The organism is Paraburkholderia sp. LEh10, assembly GCF_017814945.1.
In the GTDB taxonomy this organism is placed as follows: Bacteria; Pseudomonadota; Gammaproteobacteria; order Burkholderiales; family Burkholderiaceae; genus Paraburkholderia.
In genome coordinates this window covers 13,639-31,787 of sequence record NZ_JAGIPX010000081.1, presented here as the reverse complement: position 1 = coordinate 31,787, position 18,149 = coordinate 13,639, and the positions used below count along the sequence as shown (strand labels likewise).

The following is an 18,149-nucleotide window of genomic DNA, read 5'->3' as shown; positions in this document are numbered from 1 at the left end:
GTCACCAACACCGGCACGCTGAGTCTGAGCGGTGTCGAGAGCGGTGCCACAGTCGAGTATTCCACCGATGGCGGCCATACGTGGAGCACAACCTTCAGCGCCAGCGAAGGCGCCAACGATGTGCAGGTCCGCCAGACTGATGTCGCCGGCAACGTCTCCGGCGCGACCGGTTTCAGCTTCACGCTTGACACGTCGGCCGCCGCACCGGGCGTTGCGCTCGTGACCGATTCGGGCAGCAGCGCCACCGATCACATCACCAATACCGTCCCGCTGGCCGTCACCGGGGTCGAAAGCGGCGCGACGGTCCAGTATTCGGTTGATGGCGGCCACACGTGGAGCACCACCTTCAGCGCCAGCGAGGGCGTCAACGATGTGCAGGTCCGCCAGACCGACGTCGCCGGCAATGTCTCCAGTGCGACCGGCTTCAGCTTCACGCTCGACACGTCGGCCGCCGCACCGGGCGTTGCGCTCACAACCGACTCGGGCAGCAGTGCCACCGACCACGTCACCAACACCGGCACGCTGAGTCTGAGCGGTGTCGAGAGCGGCGCGACGGTCCAGTATTCGGTTGATGGCGGCCACACGTGGACGGGCACCTTCAGCGCCACTGAAGGCCTGAACACCGTGCAGGTCCGCCAGACCGACGTCGCCGGCAATGTCTCCAGTGCGACCGGTTTCAGCTTCACGCTCGACACGTCGGCGGCCGCACCGGGCGTTGCGCTCACGACCGACTCGGGCAGCAGTGCCTCCGACCACGTCACCAATACCGGCACGCTGAGTCTGAGCGGTGTCGAGAGCGGCGCGACGGTCCAGTATTCGGTTGATGGCGGCCACTCATGGACGGGCACCTTCAGCGCCACTGAAGGCCTGAACACCGTGCAGGTCCGCCAGACCGATGTCGCCGGCAATGTCTCCAGTGCGACCGGCTTCAGCTTCACGCTCGACACGTCGGCCGCCGCACCGGGCGTTGCGCTCACAACCGACTCGGGCAGCAGTGCCACCGACCACGTCACCAACACCGGCACGCTGAGTCTGAGCGGCGTCGAGAGCGGTGCCACGGTCCAGTATTCGGTTGATGGCGGCCACACGTGGAGCACCACCTTCAGCGCCAGCGAGGGCGTCAACGATGTGCAGGTCCGCCAGACCGACGTCGCCGGCAACGTCTCCGGTGCGACCGGCTTCAGCTTCACGCTCGACACGTCGGCGGCCGCACCGGGCGTCGCGCTCACGACGGACTCGGGCAGCAGCACTACCGACCACATCACCAATACCGGCACGCTTAATCTCACGGGCATTGAAAGCGGTGCGACCGTGCAGTACAGCATCGATAACGGCGCGCACTGGAACAGCAGCTTTAGCGCGGTTGAAGGTGTGAACAACGTGCAGGTCCGCCAGACCGACGTCGCCGGCAACGTCTCCGGCGCGACCAGCTTCAGCTTTACGCTCGACACGTCGGCGGCCGCACCGGGCGTCGCGCTCACGACCGACTCGGGCAGCAGCACCGCCGACCACATCACCAACGTCGGCACGCTTAATCTCACGGGCATTGAAAGCGGTGCGACCGTGCAGTACAGCATCGATAACGGCGCGCACTGGAGCAGCAGCTTTAGGGCGGTCGAAGGTGTGAACAACGTACAGGTACGCCAGACCGACATTGCGGGCAATGTCTCGGGCGCCATGAGCCTCACGTTCACACTCGACACCACCGCGCCGGCCGCACCTACGGTTGTGCTGGCCAACGACACCGGTACAAGTTCCACCGACCACATCACCAGCGTCGGCACGCTGAACATCGCGGGGCTGGAAACAGGCGCAACGGTCCAGTACAGCATAAACAACGGCGCCAGTTGGACCACCAGCTTTTCGCCCACTTCGGGCGTAAACAATGTGCAGGTTCGAGAAATGGACGTTGCGGGCAACGTGTCGGGCGCGACAAGTTTCAGCTTCACGTACGCCCCAGCACTGACGATCAATTTCACAGATCACTCGCTGAGCAAAAATACGCTGTCGGGCACATACGCCGATAGCGCCGGGATAACCTCCTTTCAAATCACAGACACCACACACCCTAATGCCAATGGACCCGCGACAGTGAACAGCGACGGCACGTGGTCCTACAAGAATGCCCATTTGGCCAGCAACGATTCGCTAACGATCTCCGCCACCGATCTCGCGGGCAACAATGTATCGTTCAACGCAACAGCCCCTGCCGGAGCAGCCGGCTCCGAAATCAACCTCGCGCTGGCGGACACATCCAACCACGCGGCCGATCTCACAGTGACGATCGCCGGCATTCCGTCCGGCTGGCAGCTGAATGCCGGAACCGACCTTGGCAACGGCACGTGGGCCGTCCCGGCAAACGACCTGAGCGCGCTCACGGTCACGCCACCGGCTTCGTTCACAGGCGCTACCGTGCTCACGGTAACAGAGAACTGGACCAACGCCGACGGCAGCCACGCGACGCTCACAGTCGCCGATAACGTCGAAGCGTATGCCGCCAATGCACCGATCTTCGCCTGGTCCGGCGACGATCACCTGACGGGTTCAGCCGGCAGCGATCTGTTCGTCTTCGCGCAGCCAATCGGCAACGACACAGTGCACGACATGAACGTCGCGCTCGACAAAATCGATCTCGTCGGCTTCACGGGCATCACGAGCTTCACCGATCTGCAAGCCCACATGACCGACGATGCCCACGGCAACGCACTGATCACACTCGGCGCGAACGAGACCATCACCATGGTCGGCGTCCACTCCGCCGACCTCACCGCAGGCAACTTCGTATTCGATCAAACGCCCGTCATGTCGAATCCGGGTGTCATGACATTGAACGATGGCGCGATGCTTCCGCTCGGTGGCACGATCGACAACACGGGTACGATCGCGCTTGCTTCGACGGGCCACGAGACGGACCTCGAAGTCCTCGTCAGGAATGCAACGCTGGAAGGCGGCGGAAACGTCACGCTTTCCGACGATAGCCATAACGTCATCTTCGGCGGGACCGCGGAAGCGATGCTCATCAACGTTGACAATACGATCTCCGGCGCGGGCCAGATCGGTGCGGGCCAACTCAGCCTCGTCAATGGCGGCACGATCGTCGCGAACGGCACCCATTCGCTGCTGATCGATACAGGAAGCAACGCTGTCGTCAACACAGGCACGCTCGAAGCAACAGGCGCAGGAGGCCTCGAAATCAATGGCGCCGTAGCCAACTCGGGCAATCTGTGGGCCAACGGCGGTAATCTGACGGTTCATGGTGACGTCACGGGCAACGGAAGCGCGATGATCAGCGGTGCAGCGACGCTCGAGTTCGGCGCAGCATCGGCGGGGAACATGACCTTCGCCGATGGAGCGGCAGGCACGCTCAAGCTCGACCAGGCTGCCGGATTTACGGGCACCGTGTCGGGATTCGCGGCGGGCGACGCCCTCGATCTGGCAGACGTGCTGTACAGCGACCACACGACGCTCAGCTTCGCGGCCAGTAACACGGGCGGTACGCTGACCGTCAGCGATGGCGTGCATACGGCCAACATCTCGCTGCAAGGCAATCTTTCCGCTGGCGGATTCCATCTGGCGCATGACCAGGGCAGCGGGACGATTGTCACATACGTCGCCCCTCCGCATATCCAGGAGTATTGAACGCAGGCACACCGCCAGCGAGCCCTTTAGCCGACCGCCGACCGGCTTGGGCATCGCTTGCGGATGCCTCAACGTTTAACGTCGCACTCTCGGGATCTGAAGAAGTCGACGCTCCATATCGGGCATCCCGTCAACGGTATTTGCGCTTCTTGAAACCGCAATGTGTGTCAAGTAACATGAGTCGCCATGCGGTTCCGGGCGTCGGGGGAAATGTCGGTTCGTGCTTGTGCACCCCGGAATGCAAGCCGCCCATGCGTTACAGGAAACGCGCAATGAAGAACAACAAGCTCTTGCCTGCCCTGCTCGTGCTGGCGTCGGGTATCGTGCTCTCGCCTTCGCACGCGGGGGCGCAAACCCTTCAGGAAGCAGTCGAGCGAGCTGTCACGACCAACCCCGAGGTGCTTGCAACAACGCATACCCGGGAAGCGGCAGATCAAGGGCTTAAAGGCGCACAGGCCGGATACTGGCCGCGCCTCGATCTCGACGCCGCCATTGGGCGCGAACGGCGAGACGACGAGGAGACCCGTCTGCTCGGCGTGAGTCAAACAACGTTCACACATCGCACGGCCAGCGTGACGCTGTCGCAAATGCTGTTCGACGGCTTCGCCGTCAAGAGCGAGGTCGCGCGTCAGGAAGCACGCATCGATTCTTCGGCCTATGCAGTCGCCACGACTTCGGAAGACATGGCGCTGCGCGTCGTGGGCGCGTATCTCGAAGTCTTGCGACGCCAGGAAACGACGGCCGCCGCCGAGGACAATATCGAAGCGCATCGCCGAATTTATGAGCAGATCAGGCTGCGTAGCGAGCGCGGCGTAGGACGCCGCGCCGATCTTTATCAGGCTGAGACCCGGCTGGCTCTCGCCAGCGACAATTTGCGCACCGAACAGAGCAGCCTGAAAGATGCCGAGATCGCTTATGCCCATCTGGTCGGCATGCCGCCCGGCGCACTCGTCAAGCCAGTCGCACCGGAGAGTGGCATGCCCCCAAGCGCGCAACTGGCCGTCGATGCGGCGCTGGCCTATCATCCGGCGCTCGCGGGTGCGGAGGCGGACGTCGGACAGGCACGCGCCCAATACGATGTCGCAAAGTCCGCACTGTGGCCGCGACTCGATCTCGAAGTCAGCACGTTGAACGATCGCGAGGGCATTCTTGGGCCGACCAACGACCGCCGCATCATGCTGCGCCTTCGCTACAACATTTTTCAGGGCGGTGCCGACAAGGCAAAAATCGGCGAGACGCATGCGCAGGTCCGCGAAGCCGAGGAGACTCGCAATCGCACCCGCCGCCAGATCGAGGAAAACGTGTCACTCGCGTTCAATGCGTATCTCACGGCGCGCGACCGGGTTGTCGTGCTCAAGCAATACGTCAATTCCAGCGCAGCGACCCGCGAGGCGTATTCATTGCAGTTCGGCATTGGTCAACGCTCGCTGCTGGATCTGCTCAACGCGGAAAACGAGTACTACAACGCGCGCACCGACTATATCGGCGGTCAATATGCACAGGCGGCGAGCGCGTACCGAGTGTTCGCAGGCATGGGGCAACTGCTCGACACACTGCATGTCGCGATGCCGGCTGAGGCTGTCGCGTTGCACAGTGTGCGAATGCCGTGACCCTCCCGTTACTCTTATAAGGTTTTGTTTGTGGTGCGCGAGGCATACGTTCGATGTATGGCAAACTGTTTTGCAATATGCAGCAGTCTGTAATTTCTTCCGCCCGTCGTTTACGGGACCGTTGCGCGGGGACAACCTGTCGGCCGCATGTCTGGGGCATTAGCCAGGCGAACGGCTCTCCTCCAGCGTCCGACCGGAGTCCCATACTGCGCGAGCGGGTCAAGTCCGACGGCCAGAAAGCGTGACGTCGCGGCAGTCAGCGCCTTCTTGGCGAAGTTGATCAGGAGCCTGGCGTGCGCCACAAACACGATCACGCTTTGCTTTTCAGGAGAATTCACTTCTCCGATGTTCTTGATCACCTGATGCGGCAACATGGTGCCGACTTCCGACCTATAGTGACAAGTGGGTATCCCATACAGCGCGGCGTGCGCACGGCAATGGTAGCCTCCACTTCCACTCCAGATGTCATCCGCATCTTTCCGACTTTCGTATGGCAGCGCCGCCTCGAGCCCGCGTGTTACGAGCCTCTGGATCGGGATCTGATGGCATACGTGGACGTCCTCATCCGGAGCGGCGATGGCGCCCGTAGCGGCGCTGCATGGCAATCCGGACACCGGCAGCATGAAAAGCCCGAGTTCGCCGCGCTGATTGCGCTGATCGATCAGGCGGCGCGCGACGTACTCATCTTTCTCAAAGTAGCCGATGCCCCATTTCGCATCACCGGATGCTGGATCAATGTGCTCGCGCCAGGCGGGTCACACGCGATGCACAGTCACCCGAACAACTTCCTGAGCGGCGTCTACTACCTGCGCTCGCAAACGGGCGCGGACACGATCAATTTTCATGATCCGCGCCCGCAGACGGCGATTATTCGTCCGCCCGTCACTGAGCTAACGGCATACAACACGGATCAGGTGGTCTTGCCGGTCAGCGAAGGCACGTTGTTAATATTCCCGGCCTGGCTACCGCATTCGGTCTCGGCAAATACGAGCGCGCAGGCTCGCGTGAGCATCAGCTTCAACATCATGTTCGCCGACTATGACGAGATCATGAGCCCGCCGCTCTGGGGGTTGCCATGACCCGGGTCGCACGCAACTCGCCCGGCCGTTGCGCCGTCCCGGGTACATCCTGTCGCCTGGCCGTCTGCGGACAGTGAAAATCCCTTCCGCCCGCCATGGACGGGCGTCGTATAAGACCGTCGCCCCGTCGCGTATTACCGGCGGGCAAACGACGAGCGAGACCCACGATCCCAGACTTTAACGGCAGGGGACCTTACTATAATGAAGAGGCAGGAACGCGCACCGCCTGACTAGTGGCCCTCAGCTTCAGCGTGAGGGCCGTACCTGATCGGGAGTAATTTTGCACGGAGGTATTCCATGGCAACCTACGTCATCCTCAGCCGTCTCGCTCCTGACGCGTTCAAGGATCCCAAGGAACTCAAACAGATCGCCGACTCCGTGGCGGAGAAGATCAAGGCGGAATGCCCCGCCGTCACCTGGAAAGACAGCTATCTGACGCTCGGGCGATTCGACGTCGTGGACATTGTCGAGTCGAACGATCTCAAACAGCTTGAGCTCGCGGCGTTGATCATCCGGGGTTATGGTCATGCCGCAACCGAGACCATGCAAGCGACCGTGTGGAAAGATTTCATCGGGGCGCTGTAGCCTCGCTGTTCATCTCTCTCTGTAGTGTGCCCGGACTTGCGCGCTCACCGGGCACTTCGTGACAAGGCGCCCTGGCGCCCCACGGTGTTTCGGTCGAACTGGCTCGCCTTTGAAAAGCAGCGCAAGAAGCGCCCCTAGCACGTGACATGCAGAATCGCGTTGGTTCGGCTTGTCTGCTCCTTGAGTCTGGCGATGGCCTCCTCCGTCGGCACGATAACCAGTTCGACTTTCCGGCGCTCGGCTTCCTGCTTTACCTCCTCCATCACCGGCAGAGCCCCGGTGCCGGTGCCGATCACGAGGCACTGGCAATTCCACGGGATGGCCTCAGCCGTAGATACGGGAGTATGGCCGAACGCTTCGCGAAACGCCTTGGATGGTTTCTTCTTGCGCTTGCGAACCTGCCCGCGGTCGATCACCACGTCATGCTCGTAAGTGACGCCATCTATACGGATGGAACCGAAAGAAAACGCGTCGAAGTGCATGCCCGCCTCCACTTGTCCAATCGCCGCCGTCACCAGAATGGCCGCGGTACGGTACAAATAACCGGCTATTGAGAAAAACCAGCGCCCGTCGTTCATTGCGCGCGCACCAGGAACGGCAAAGGGTCGTGTCGTCGACGGAACTTTCCACACCCGGCGTGCGTATGTCAGATGATTTGCGCCGCGAGGATTGCATCGGCGTCTACGCGGTTGGCGCCATGCTGGCGGCGACGCGTGGACCTACGCGCGTAGAACTGGCGTGCTGTCGCAGAGATTCAACGTCGGTAACCTCCGGCGAAGTGCGGTAGGCTCCGCCGTTCCACACCGATGCGACGACCCCATCACCGATGCGAACTCAGGCAGCCCCCGCTTGCATGGCGTAAATGGAAGGTTGCGGAATCGGAATTCCACTGCCTTTTGACTAGGAACCTGACTGTTTTCGAAACCCGATTTTGTCATCTCAATTGCGGCAAATTCACGATCGGATGAGCAGTTCATCCATTGCAGAATGGCTGTTCATGGAACTGCTCGAAAACTGAAACAAGACGCCGGAGGCCCCAGTAGCCGGAGCGCACTGGGGCACGGAATTACGCGTTTCGACTTTCCGGACGATGGGGCCGTCCATTTCCCCCTTAACGGCCTCTCATATCCCTGTGGCGACGACGACTGACTGTTTCCCAGAGTTTTTTCGCCTGCGTCTGGGCAAACCGTGCATGTTCATCCCGTTGAGCTTGAGATTCCGCGTGGGCCATCTCATCAGGGGCACCTGTCATTGGATGCCGCCTGAACAGATCTGAGAGCTTTCGGACCATAGCAACCTCCGATACGGCAGCTGCGCCGTATTAGCAGTGTACGCCGTCGTCGAGCGGTGCGAGCAGGAAGATCCGCCAATCCGCGCGGCGCCATGTCGCACGATAGAAGTGCAGCCCGTCAAGCTCGCATCCGTGACAGCCAGAAGCGAAGCAAACGACCCGCCCTCGCCATATGAAGTGTTCTTTGATTGATACGCCCTTTGGATACGACCGGGTACATCACAACGCGGGAATCGACGCTTCTCACATCAAATCGAGTCCGACCTTGGTCGACAACCCCGCCGACGCATGTTGAAGGCATTAACTTGCGCTGGACCTTAATTTTTCCAGTAGGACGCTACGCGAGCAGACTTCGTCCAAGGCGGGCTCAGGAGGCCGCGACGCTGCCGCTGGTCAACGCGCGTAGACCAGCGCCGACGAGACTTGCCGGGTAGACAGCAAGCGTTTGATTACGAACGGGATTAAATCGGTGCCAGAAGGCAAGCCCTTTTCGGATCGGGAGCGCCCTAACCGGGAAATTGCTTGGAAATCATTGGCGCATCTCGTCCTCACCGCGCACGCCACTGATTCTCGATACCGCCGCCCTGTTAATCGTTCAACGGTCGTCGCAACGGCACGGTCATGACGCCAGTTGCGTCACCAAGACTTTTCCGATGAACGAATTGTCGCCGCGAATGATCTGACGCACGTTGCGCGTTACCTCGGCAAGCGAAACACTGCTGGTTGCCGCCGCCGCGCCAACGAGGGCCTCCCAGGCGTGGAGCACGTCGAGCCCTGTGATCTCATAGCCATACCCGACTTCCATCCAGTTCAGCGCCGCCAGGGCGCAGGCCATGGCGAAATGCGGCTGCTTATCTGCAAAGTCCCGCGCAGCCCGAGTCAGTGTCCTCGGATCAGTCGGACTACGCGTTGGAAGAGACAATGCGACGTCGAACAGGCCGGCATCTTTTGCGGCGGCAAACCATTTACCTTCCGCGCCTGGTTCGCTTTCGACAAGGTCCGCGAGAATGCGTTCGGGCGGGCGTTCGGGATACTTTCGCGCAATCGCCCGGAACGTGGCCAGATGGGTGCCGGCGCGGTTTGCCGCGATCGCATAGCGACGGTAGGCCTCATCATTCATGCCGCAGCTGAGCAGGATGGCCTCGCACGCTTTTGCAATTTCGCCCCCAGGCGCATTCAGTCCCTGCGACGCTTCAGCGAGGCGCAGCGCGTCGCTTGGGCGACCGAGCGATACGAGCGCGTCGACGGCCCAGCGACGATACCACCAGAGACCCAGACGATCGCTGTCCACGAGATCGATCACGTCCCGATAGCGGCCCGCAGCATACAGTGCACTCAGACACGGGACAGTGCCAACGAAATAGCCGTGACCGCCGGAACCCAGCACTTCGGTCACAATCGGTAGAAGTCGGTCCGCCCATCGGCAAGCGAGTTCATGCGTCGCGCACAGCGTGCCCCACTGCGCGCCCAGACTTTCGATGTAGGGCATCTGATCTTCCTGTAGCGCCTTGAACAGCCTCTCGAGCCAGCGTTCGCGCGCGTCACATGAGGGACGGGCGTGGACCGACCCGAGCCGCCCGCCGTACGGCCGCTCGCTCCTGAATTTCATTGGCCTTCCCAAAACCCATGTTCATGGTTCACACGACTCACTCCTCACGCCTCGCTACGGTTGAGCGCTTGACGTCGTCAAAGCTGTAGGTGTACCCCAAGACCGCATACCTCGTTTCGAGCGCCAATACGCCCGATTGACCGACGATCGACCCCATCGACCCCTCGTCGCCTGACAGTCGCGGAAAGTAACTATCGACGAGCGCGCGTTGCGCGGACCAACAATCCGTAATTCACTGATGAAGGACGCAAAAGTTGCTTCTGGGTTCGGCCCAGAGCGTGTCAAAACACACAGCCCCTCGAATTGACGAAGCGCTGTCGCGGCGCAAGCCATTTTGATATCTCCCTCGCCCCTTGGCTATTGGCAGAACCGGCGCGGATGCTCCATATCGTGGATATCGCGATCTCCGTCCGGTGTTGATAGGCATACCGTCGAAGAATCGATTCCGGTGCGAAGCGCACACTTCTTGGTCAACTTATCCACCAAGAATCATCTACTTACCGTATTTCTCTAGGTCCCCGCAAAAGCGGACGGATCGGGGTTTCTACTTGTGTCCACCATGCGGAATTGTTTGTTTTCGGCCTTATTGCAAACGAATACAGCGGCTCTATAGTTGACCTCACGTACATAACGTGGCCGACCAAGTCAAACCCCACCGCTGCGAATCCCGAACGACCCACGCAGCGGAGCAACTGCCCGAAAAAACCGTTTCTATTAAGGATTCCAAAATGCGTAACAGCAACAGCGACCGGAAGGTCGTTTTAATCACCGGAGCCGGGATCGGTATCGGTCGGGCCACCGCAAAAGCTTTCGGCGCTCCCGACTACACCGTCCTTGTGACCGACGTGCTCCATGAAGAGGGAGAGGCTGTTGCGGCCGAAATCCGCGACGCTGGCGGAAGCGCTACGCATTATTCTGCGGCGAAGGCTGGTGTAGTCGGTCCCGTGCGCGGCCTCGCAGTGGAATTAGGGCGGCACGGAATCCGCGCGAATGGATTGGCACTTGGGTTCATTCGCACGGCACAAGCACTCTCCGAACAGCACTCAAAACGCGCAGCAGGCCTCGCGGCTGTATCGGCTCCAATTCCACGTGGCCGCGTTGGCGAGCCGGAAGACATGGCCGATGTCATCACATTCATGGCGTCGGACAAAGCTCGATACCTTTCGGGGCAAACGATTCTAGTCGATGGCGGCTTCGCCATTCAGAGCCACTAATTAACTTTCTCATATACGTTTGGAGGATTTATGGGCAGCCTAACTGGCAAAACGGCTTTGGTCACAGGCGCTGCGCGTGGGATCGGACAGGCAATCGCATTGGCCTTCGCTAGAGAAGGCGCGGACGTCGCTGTCCTCGATCGCCGGAAGGAAGATGCGGAGCAGACTGCAGCACGAATCCGCGATCTTGGCGTGAAAGGCATTGCGATTGCTGCGGACGTTGGCGAGGTGTCGCAGGTAAATGCAGCGGTCGACGCGGCAATCAGCGCGCTTGGCCGGATTGACGTCCTTGTCAATAACGCGGGAATCGAGTCCGCTTCGCTCGTTGCTGAAATGCCGACCGAAATGTGGGACAAGATGATGCTGATTAATCTGCGCAGCGTCTTTCTCTGTACTCGAGCGGTTCTACCGGGCATGCGCGAGCGCAAACACGGCAGAATTATCAACATCAGTTCGCAGCTCGCGCACAAAGGCGCGAAGGAACTCGCTCACTACGCTGCAGCGAAGGCGGGTGTCATCGGTTTCACTCGGTCGCTTGCGTACGAGGTGGCCGACCAGGGAATTACAGCGAACGCAATCTGTCCTGGCCCAGTCGACACGGAATTGTTTCGTAGCCTTCCCGAGTCGTTCCGGCGCGCGAAGCTCGCAGAGTTGCCGATCGGCCGCGCTGCGTCTGTCGATGAGATTGCGCCTGCCGCGGTTCTGCTTGCCTCCGATGGCGGTTCGTACTTCCTCGGAGCAACTCTCAATCCCAACGGTGGCGACTACATGATCTAACTGGTTGCCGTAACGAAGCGAAGCACGCTTTACGTTACGGCCCGGATCAGGCTGATAGCGAGCAATGCGCTCGCTTCGTAGTCCTATGGTACCGAAACAGTGAATACTTCTGCCGAAAGGCGAAGGAGTTAGTCAAAATGGCTAAGTACAAGAATCCGTTCGAGTTCAAGGTCGAACCAATATTGTCCACCGACGTAAAGCGAGCGACAATTGTTGCGTTCTTCGCGTGGGTGTTTGCGGTCTATGATTTCATCCTCTTCGGAACTCTTCTTCCTGAGATCGGCGCTCATTACAAGTGGGACCCTGCAGAGCAAGCAGCGATTGCGACCTGGGTTGCCGCCGGTACCGCGTTGATCGCGTTCGTGATTGGGCCGATTCTCGACAAAGCTGGACGCAAAAATAGTTTGTTGTTCACTGTCGCCGGCGCTGCGGTCTGCTCTGGTTTGACGGTGATCGGGGGCTCCCTTGGGCGTTGGCCTCTGATCCTGATCCGATCGCTCTCAGGTCTGGGTTATGCGGAAGAGACAGTCAACGCGACATATCTGAACGAGCTTTACACGGCTGCTAATGATCCTCGTCTGAACAAGCGCAAGGGTTTCATTTATAGCTTGGTGCAGGGCGGCTGGCCGATTGGTGCACTCGTAGCAGCCGGCCTTACAGCGTTGCTGCTGCCCCGGGTGGGCTGGCAAGGGTGCTTTGTTTTTGCGACGTTCCCTGCAATCGTAATCTTCTTCATGACTCGCCGTCTGAAGGAAAGCCCTCAATTTTTGGTCCATAAGCACGTGAAGAAACTTCGCGATCGTGGCGAAGAGGAAGCTGCTAGAAAGATTGCAGCGCGTCATGGTATCGACTACGAAGAGCATTCATCGGCTGGAATCTGGGCGGCCTTCCGAGGTGAATCCCTGCGTCCGACTCTGGTCCTTGGTGGCGGCTTGCTTCTTAACTGGTCCGCGATTCAGGTTTTCGGCGTGCTTGGCACCACCGTTCTGACGCAAGTGCATAATGTTTCGTTCGAGAACTCCCTTCTGATCCTCGTACTGTCGAATGTGGTCGGCTACATCGGTTACCTTTCGCACGGCTTCATCGGCGACAAAATTGGCCGGCGGAACACTCTGGCCCTCGGATGGATGCTGGGTGGATTCGCGTTCGCTGGGATGCTGTATGGACCGCACGACCTCTACGTCGTGGTGGGCCTTTATAGCCTCGGTCTCTTCTTCCTGAACGGCCCATATGCCGCCGCCCTTTTCTTCATCGGCGAGAGCTATCCGACCGCGATCCGCGGCACCGGAAGTGCAATTGTTCATGCAATGGGCCCGATCGGCGCAATTTTGGCGGGTCTTGGCATCACCGCGGCGCTCAGCTCGGGAAGCGACTGGCTGCATGCTGGCCTGTTATTCGGTGCCGTTCCGTGCTTCCTTTCAGGTTTGTTAATCTTCGCTACGCGTCACGTCGATCCAGAAGAACATACTTGGAGCGAGGTGGCCTATGAACCGCACTTTATCGATGCCCATGCGCCCAGTCCCTACAACGCAGTGATCGAATAAGGTTACTGGCTTCGCAGCAGGCGCGCCGGTCTCCAACGGCCCGCCTGTTTCATTTTTTCATTTCAATGGGGGCACTCTCTTACGTACCGTTCGGTCAAACATTCGGTTCCGCATCGCCGGAACCGGCCATCCGCGCCCTTCCCCAGCCTTCACTGCCAGCACCATCGACGAACGTCCACATTGACTCATTCCCTCCGACGGCTGATCAAACACGACCTCGCAAGTCTGAGATATCAAGATTGGCCTGATGCACGAGATTTTGGATAATGCGTGATTCCGTGCGTAGTAGGGCGACTAGCTCTTGTTGGCGTGCGGCTGTCAGACTGTCCACTAGCGCCGTCACACTCAACGCTGCGAGCGGAGCACCGCCACTGTCTCGAATAACCGTGCCTACTCCACTCAATCCGGGGATTAGGCTGCTATCGTGGTTGGCATACCCTACGTCTTGCGAATGCTTGACAATTTTTAGCAAGGACGGCACGGACAACCCACCGTACGTGAACAGTCGCTTCGCATTGGCATGGCAGATGCGCGAGATCTCGTCGTCTGGAAGAAGCATCAGCAACGCGAGGCTGCCGGCCCCTACCCCGAGAGGTCGGTGCACGCCGATCTGTATCGCAGGCACAGTCACAGGTTCGCCCCCTTCCACCCTTGCAATTGAGATAGCGTCCGACTCGCTGCGAATCGTCAAGAACGCGATATCCCCTGTTGTCTCCGCAATCCGCTTCAGCGATGGCTCGCAGATCGCCTGCAACTTAAACTGAGTTGCCGCAGTCAGGCCAAGCTCGTACAAACCGTGTCCAAGCAGATATCGGCGGGTCTGGGGATGCTGCATGACGAGCCCTTCCCTCACCAGACAACTGAGAATGCGATGAATCGTCGGCCGCTCCAGCTTCAGTTGAGTTGCCAGATCCGATAGACGCAATCCATGCACGCTGAAGGACGCGATCTCCCGCAGGATCTTTGCTGCCCTTTCTATACTCTGTGTTCCTTTCCCTTTGTTCATTGCCGACGTCCGGATATCAATGTCCATGCTGTGAATCGTCCTTCGAAGTGACTAGGGTACACCCAAAGAGTCCATATAGCGGACGTATTTTTCGCGTCGCCCCGTTGTGAGCGGAAATTTACAAGGTTAAGGTTGAAGTGAAGGTCAATGCTGCATTTTCAGGAGTTTACGGCGTCTCGTAAAGATCTCCCCTTTCAGGATTGACCCTGCACCGACCACACGTTCTGACCTGCAAGTCCGTATTACGGATTACTAGCTAGCAAGCAGTCCCGTGCGTTGGAACCCATCTTTGGCCACCTTTCATGGCTACAACATACTTAGGGAGACTCATCATGGCGCAGCGCATCGTAGATTTGACGTTGACCCTGGCGGACAACATGCCAGCACACAAGTTGTTCCAGCGACCCATCATTGCGCCTCACCTCACTCACGAAAAGTCACTATCCCTAGGATTAGGTGTTCCAGAGGACCCTATGACGTTCGCGACGACGTTCATCAGCACGCTTGATCACATCGCGACGCACGTCGACGCCTTCTATCACACCAACCCCAAGGGCCAACCTGTCGATGAGATGCCTCTGTCGATGTTCATGGGGAAGGCGGTCTGTTTGGACATGACGCACATCCCCGATCTTGGTGATATTGACGTCAGAGACCTCGAAGAAGGTGAGCAGAACGCGGGCGTGAAGATCGACGGTCACATTGTGCTGATGAATACCGGTCTTCACAAGCGTCATTACCCGGACCTGAAGGTCGTTTGGAGTAACCCAGGCTTGACCGCGGAAGCAACCCATTGGCTTGCGGATCGTGGCTCCAAACTGCATGGTGTAGAGGGTCCGTCCACGGACAAACCGTCTCATAACCTTTTCCCAAGTCATCGCGTATGCCGAGATCGAGGGATCACCCACTACGAGTGGCTTGTGAATCTGGAAGAACTCATCGGCAAAGGAGAGTTTATGTTTTACGGGCCGCCGCTGAAAATCCAAAACGGAAGCGGTTCGCCGGTGCGCGCTTGGGCCGTTCTTAACGACTGACACCTTCCGGACCATCTTTCCACATTAGCAACCGGGACCCTGCGAGGGGTTCCCTGCCAAGAATCCACGCAATCGAGTAGGCGGCGCCATGAACTCTCCTGCTGACAATGATCAACGCATCCCTATCACCCTGCTTGCAGGTTTCCTTGGCGCAGGTAAAACGACCTTGGTGAATCGCATCTTGTCACGCCCCGACTCCGGGAAAATCGCAGTCATTGTGAACGAGTTCGGAGAAGTGGGTATCGACGGCGACCTGATCAGCCAAGCATCAGAAGACATGTTGGAACTGAGTAACGGCTGCATCTGTTGTTCTAGCAAGGACGACCTGATGGAATCGCTATACAAGCTCTACATGCGCAAAGCAGGCTTATCGGGGCCGAAGATCGAATTCGACCGGGTTCTGATAGAGACGACCGGCATCGCAAATCCTCTGCCGCTTGCACAAGCTTTCTACACGGATATGTCGCTGAGCCTCACGTACCGCTTGGACGCCATCGTAGCGCTGGTTGATCTGAGACATGTTGAAGCTCAGTTGCATCACGCTCCGGAAGCGGAGCGGCAAATTGCCCTCGCTGACAAAATCATTTTCAATAAACGTGACCTGGTAGACGCTGAGCAGTACGACGCTGCAACCTCTCTGGTACAGGCGCTGAACCCTCTCGCTGTAAAGACCACGGTGAGTTTTGGCAATGTGACGGCTGCCGAGTTGCTCGACCTGGGTTTATTCGACCCTGGCACGCGCGAGACGGCGATTGCGAGCTGGATCGGTATGGAGAGCGAGCAGACACCGTCCCTCGCGCATGAGTCGTGCGCCTTGTGCAAGTCCGGGGAGCATCACCACCACAACAATCATTCGCACCCTCATGTTGACGTGTCGTCAGTAAGTTTTCGTGAGCCTGAAGCTCTCGATTACGAGAAGTTCCTTACGTTCTTGACGCGGCTGACACAGGAGCACGGTACGAATCTTTATCGAGTAAAGGGGCTGATCAAGTTGTTTGGTTCGGATCGTCCCATCATTGTGCAGGGGGTCCAACATGTTTTCAGCCCCCTCACGTACGCGGATGCGTGGCCACGAGGCCTTGCCGAGACTCGCCTCGTTGTAATCGGGAAAAGCCTTGAACGAGAGAGAATCGTTAGTAGCTTCAACGCATGCATCGCAAGTGGCGCCGTCGCTGTAAAACATGGCGTCGTCATGGTCTAGCAAGAAGGTATTCAAGAATGTACTCATCCGATTTCACCACCGCCCTCGAGATGCGAGATGCGATTGCGGAAAAGAGAATCTCACCCGTCGAGATATTGAAGGAGGTGTATGAGCGCATCGACGCCCTCGAGCCTAAGCTGAACTCCTTCGCGACGCTAACGCCGGAACTCGCATTCGCCAACGCTCGACGTGCTGAACAGGCCGTCATAAGAGGCGAGCCTCTTGGTCCACTCCACGGGCTTCCGATCTCGGTTAAGGATCTTATCGCTGTAGGCGGCGTTCGCCATACGTTCGGTTCAAGGGCCATGGCAGAGAATGTCGCCGGGAACGATGCCCCCTCCGTGGAGCGCGTGAAGGCAGCCGGAGCCTGCGTTGTCGGCAAGACCACCACAAGCGAATTTGGTTGCAAAGCTGTCGGCGATTCTCCTCTCACGGGCGTTACACGAAACCCATGGGACTTGTCCAAGACAGCCGGCGGATCGAGTTGTGGCGCCGCTGCGAGCGTTGCGGCCGGCATCACCCCGTTCGCCTTAGGTACCGACGGCGGAGGCTCAATCCGCACACCCGCCTCCTTTTGTGGAATCTTTGGGATCAAACCGCAGTTCGCGCGCGTACCAGTTTTTCCTGCGTCAGCGACGCCAAGCCTGGGACACGTCGGCCCCCTCGCTAGAACTGTCCGAGACGCCGCATTGCTACTGTCGGTTATCGCTGGGGCAGACCGTCGCGATCCGTTTTCGCAACAAGGCGCAATTCCGGATTTTCTTGGTGCGTGTGAAGAATCAATTGAAGGGATGCGCATCGCTTGGAGTCCAACGCTTGGCTATGCAAAGCCCGACTCCGAAGTACTTGAAATTGCCGAGTCTGCGCTTCGCACGTTCGAGGCGTTGGGCTGTGACATCGTGCTGTTGGAGGATGGAATCGGAAAAGACCCCGCGGATATGTGGACGGCCGAGTTCTATGCGGGTGTCGGGACTCGCTTGCGTGGAACACTTTTTGAGTCGAGAGAAATACTCGACAAAGCTGTCGCCAGGATGCTCGACAACGCTTTGGATCAGAGCTTGTTACACTACTACGAACGAGTCTTCGAACGCTATGAATTTCGCGAGAAAGTTCGGACTGTACTCGAACCGTACGATTTGCTTCTGTCGCCGACTGTTCCCATCCCGCCATGCGACGTTGATATCGATGTGCCGGGGCGGCCCGAGGGACGGAACTTGTGCACATGGCAGTACTACACCTACCCGTTCAATCTGACCGGACAGCCCGCGGCGTCGATTCCTGTCGGCTTTACGTCGAGCGGCTTGCCAGTTGGACTGCAAATGGTTGCCAAGATCAGTTGCGAAAGCGATATTTTCCGCGCGGCTGCGGCGTTCGAAAGTTCTCGCCCGTGGCTTCATAGAACCCCACCAATACTCAAGAGCTAACCGGATGCGGTTTGACTTCAGCGATCTACAGTTGCTAATTCACATCGCAGATTCGGGCAGCATAACCGCCAATGCTCAGTTGGCAGGCCTGTCTTTGGCTGCCGCAAGCGCACGCGTTCAAGGCATGGAACTGGCA

The 18,149-nt window shown here is 58.9% G+C and carries 13 protein-coding genes; 10 read left to right on the top strand and 3 right to left on the bottom strand.

What is annotated here, in order from left to right; all coding sequences use genetic code 11:
- From J8I87_RS38035 to J8I87_RS38020, 4 genes are all read left to right on the top strand, one after another.
- A partial coding sequence (locus J8I87_RS38035) for an Ig-like domain-containing protein (protein ID WP_245254456.1) occupies nt 1-3,639 on the top strand: 3,639 nt, incomplete at its 5' end.
- Between the two features lie 272 nt (nt 3,640-3,911).
- A complete protein-coding gene (locus J8I87_RS38030; protein ID WP_209937517.1) occupies nt 3,912-5,249 on the top strand; it encodes a TolC family outer membrane protein in 1,338 nt (445 codons plus the stop codon).
- A 293-nt stretch (nt 5,250-5,542) separates the two neighbouring features.
- Nucleotides 5,543-6,328 (top strand): 2OG-Fe(II) oxygenase family protein, encoded by a 786-nt coding sequence (locus J8I87_RS38025; RefSeq protein ID WP_313068077.1) that lies wholly within the window; start codon nt 5,543-5,545, stop codon nt 6,326-6,328.
- 297 nt (nt 6,329-6,625) lie between these two features.
- Nucleotides 6,626-6,913: a GYD domain-containing protein gene (locus J8I87_RS38020; protein WP_209937516.1), complete on the top strand. Its 288-nt coding sequence runs from the start codon at nt 6,626-6,628 to the stop codon at nt 6,911-6,913.
- A gap of 134 nt (nt 6,914-7,047) precedes the next feature.
- Here J8I87_RS38020 and J8I87_RS38015 read toward each other — a convergent pair whose 3' ends face one another.
- Nucleotides 7,048-7,491, bottom strand: a complete 444-nt coding sequence (locus J8I87_RS38015) for an MTH938/NDUFAF3 family protein (RefSeq protein WP_245254455.1) — start codon at nt 7,489-7,491, stop codon at nt 7,048-7,050.
- A gap of 1,332 nt (nt 7,492-8,823) precedes the next feature.
- On the bottom strand, nt 8,824-9,693 hold the full coding sequence (locus J8I87_RS38010; protein WP_209937515.1) for a hypothetical protein: 870 nt from the start codon (nt 9,691-9,693) through the stop codon (nt 8,824-8,826).
- 752 nt (nt 9,694-10,445) lie between these two features.
- On the opposite strand from J8I87_RS38010, the gene J8I87_RS38005 reads away from it, so the two are divergent.
- The 3 genes from J8I87_RS38005 to J8I87_RS37995 all read left to right on the top strand — a co-directional run bounded on the left by J8I87_RS38005 (nt 10,446) and on the right by J8I87_RS37995 (nt 13,348).
- Nucleotides 10,446-11,027 carry an SDR family oxidoreductase gene (locus J8I87_RS38005; RefSeq protein ID WP_313068076.1) on the top strand — a complete coding sequence of 194 codons (582 nt, stop codon included), beginning with the start codon at nt 10,446-10,448 and terminating at the stop codon, nt 11,025-11,027.
- A 30-nt stretch (nt 11,028-11,057) separates the two neighbouring features.
- Nucleotides 11,058-11,804 (top strand): SDR family NAD(P)-dependent oxidoreductase, encoded by a 747-nt coding sequence (locus tag J8I87_RS38000; protein ID WP_209937514.1) that lies wholly within the window; start codon nt 11,058-11,060, stop codon nt 11,802-11,804.
- A 137-nt stretch (nt 11,805-11,941) separates the two neighbouring features.
- On the top strand, nt 11,942-13,348 hold the full coding sequence (locus J8I87_RS37995) for an MFS transporter (protein ID WP_209937513.1): 1,407 nt from the start codon (nt 11,942-11,944) through the stop codon (nt 13,346-13,348).
- Between the two features lie 205 nt (nt 13,349-13,553).
- Here the strand turns inward: J8I87_RS37995 and J8I87_RS37990 are convergent, their stop codons facing one another.
- Entirely contained in the window at nt 13,554-14,381 is an 828-nt protein-coding gene (locus tag J8I87_RS37990; protein WP_209937512.1) for an IclR family transcriptional regulator, read from the bottom strand.
- 305 nt (nt 14,382-14,686) lie between these two features.
- Between J8I87_RS37990 and J8I87_RS37985 the strand changes: the two genes are divergently transcribed.
- From J8I87_RS37985 to J8I87_RS37975, 3 genes are all read left to right on the top strand, one after another.
- Nucleotides 14,687-15,388, top strand: coding sequence for a cyclase family protein (locus J8I87_RS37985; RefSeq protein WP_209937510.1), 702 nt, complete (start codon nt 14,687-14,689; stop codon nt 15,386-15,388).
- An 88-nt stretch (nt 15,389-15,476) separates the two neighbouring features.
- Complete coding sequence (locus J8I87_RS37980; protein ID WP_209937509.1) at nt 15,477-16,589, top strand: GTP-binding protein; 1,113 nt, start codon at nt 15,477-15,479, stop codon at nt 16,587-16,589.
- Nucleotides 16,590-16,606: 17 nt separating this feature from the next.
- Nucleotides 16,607-18,013 carry an amidase gene (locus tag J8I87_RS37975; protein WP_209937508.1) on the top strand — a complete coding sequence of 469 codons (1,407 nt, stop codon included), beginning with the start codon at nt 16,607-16,609 and terminating at the stop codon, nt 18,011-18,013.
- Nucleotides 18,014-18,149: the final 136 nt, after the last annotated feature.

Coding starts and splice junctions, on each gene's coding strand:
- J8I87_RS37990 (WP_209937512.1), bottom strand. CDS start 14,381: ATGGACATTGATATCCGGACGTCGGCAATGAACAAAGGGAAAGGAACA.
- J8I87_RS38015 (WP_245254455.1), bottom strand. CDS start 7,491: ATGAACGACGGGCGCTGGTTTTTCTCAATAGCCGGTTATTTGTACCGT.
- J8I87_RS38000 (WP_209937514.1), top strand. CDS start 11,058: ATGGGCAGCCTAACTGGCAAAACGGCTTTGGTCACAGGCGCTGCGCGT.
- J8I87_RS37975 (WP_209937508.1), top strand. CDS start 16,607: ATGTACTCATCCGATTTCACCACCGCCCTCGAGATGCGAGATGCGATT.
- J8I87_RS37985 (WP_209937510.1), top strand. CDS start 14,687: ATGGCGCAGCGCATCGTAGATTTGACGTTGACCCTGGCGGACAACATG.
- J8I87_RS37980 (WP_209937509.1), top strand. CDS start 15,477: ATGAACTCTCCTGCTGACAATGATCAACGCATCCCTATCACCCTGCTT.
- J8I87_RS38010 (WP_209937515.1), bottom strand. CDS start 9,693: ATGCCCTACATCGAAAGTCTGGGCGCGCAGTGGGGCACGCTGTGCGCG.
- J8I87_RS38020 (WP_209937516.1), top strand. CDS start 6,626: ATGGCAACCTACGTCATCCTCAGCCGTCTCGCTCCTGACGCGTTCAAG.
- J8I87_RS38030 (WP_209937517.1), top strand. CDS start 3,912: ATGAAGAACAACAAGCTCTTGCCTGCCCTGCTCGTGCTGGCGTCGGGT.
- J8I87_RS37995 (WP_209937513.1), top strand. CDS start 11,942: ATGGCTAAGTACAAGAATCCGTTCGAGTTCAAGGTCGAACCAATATTG.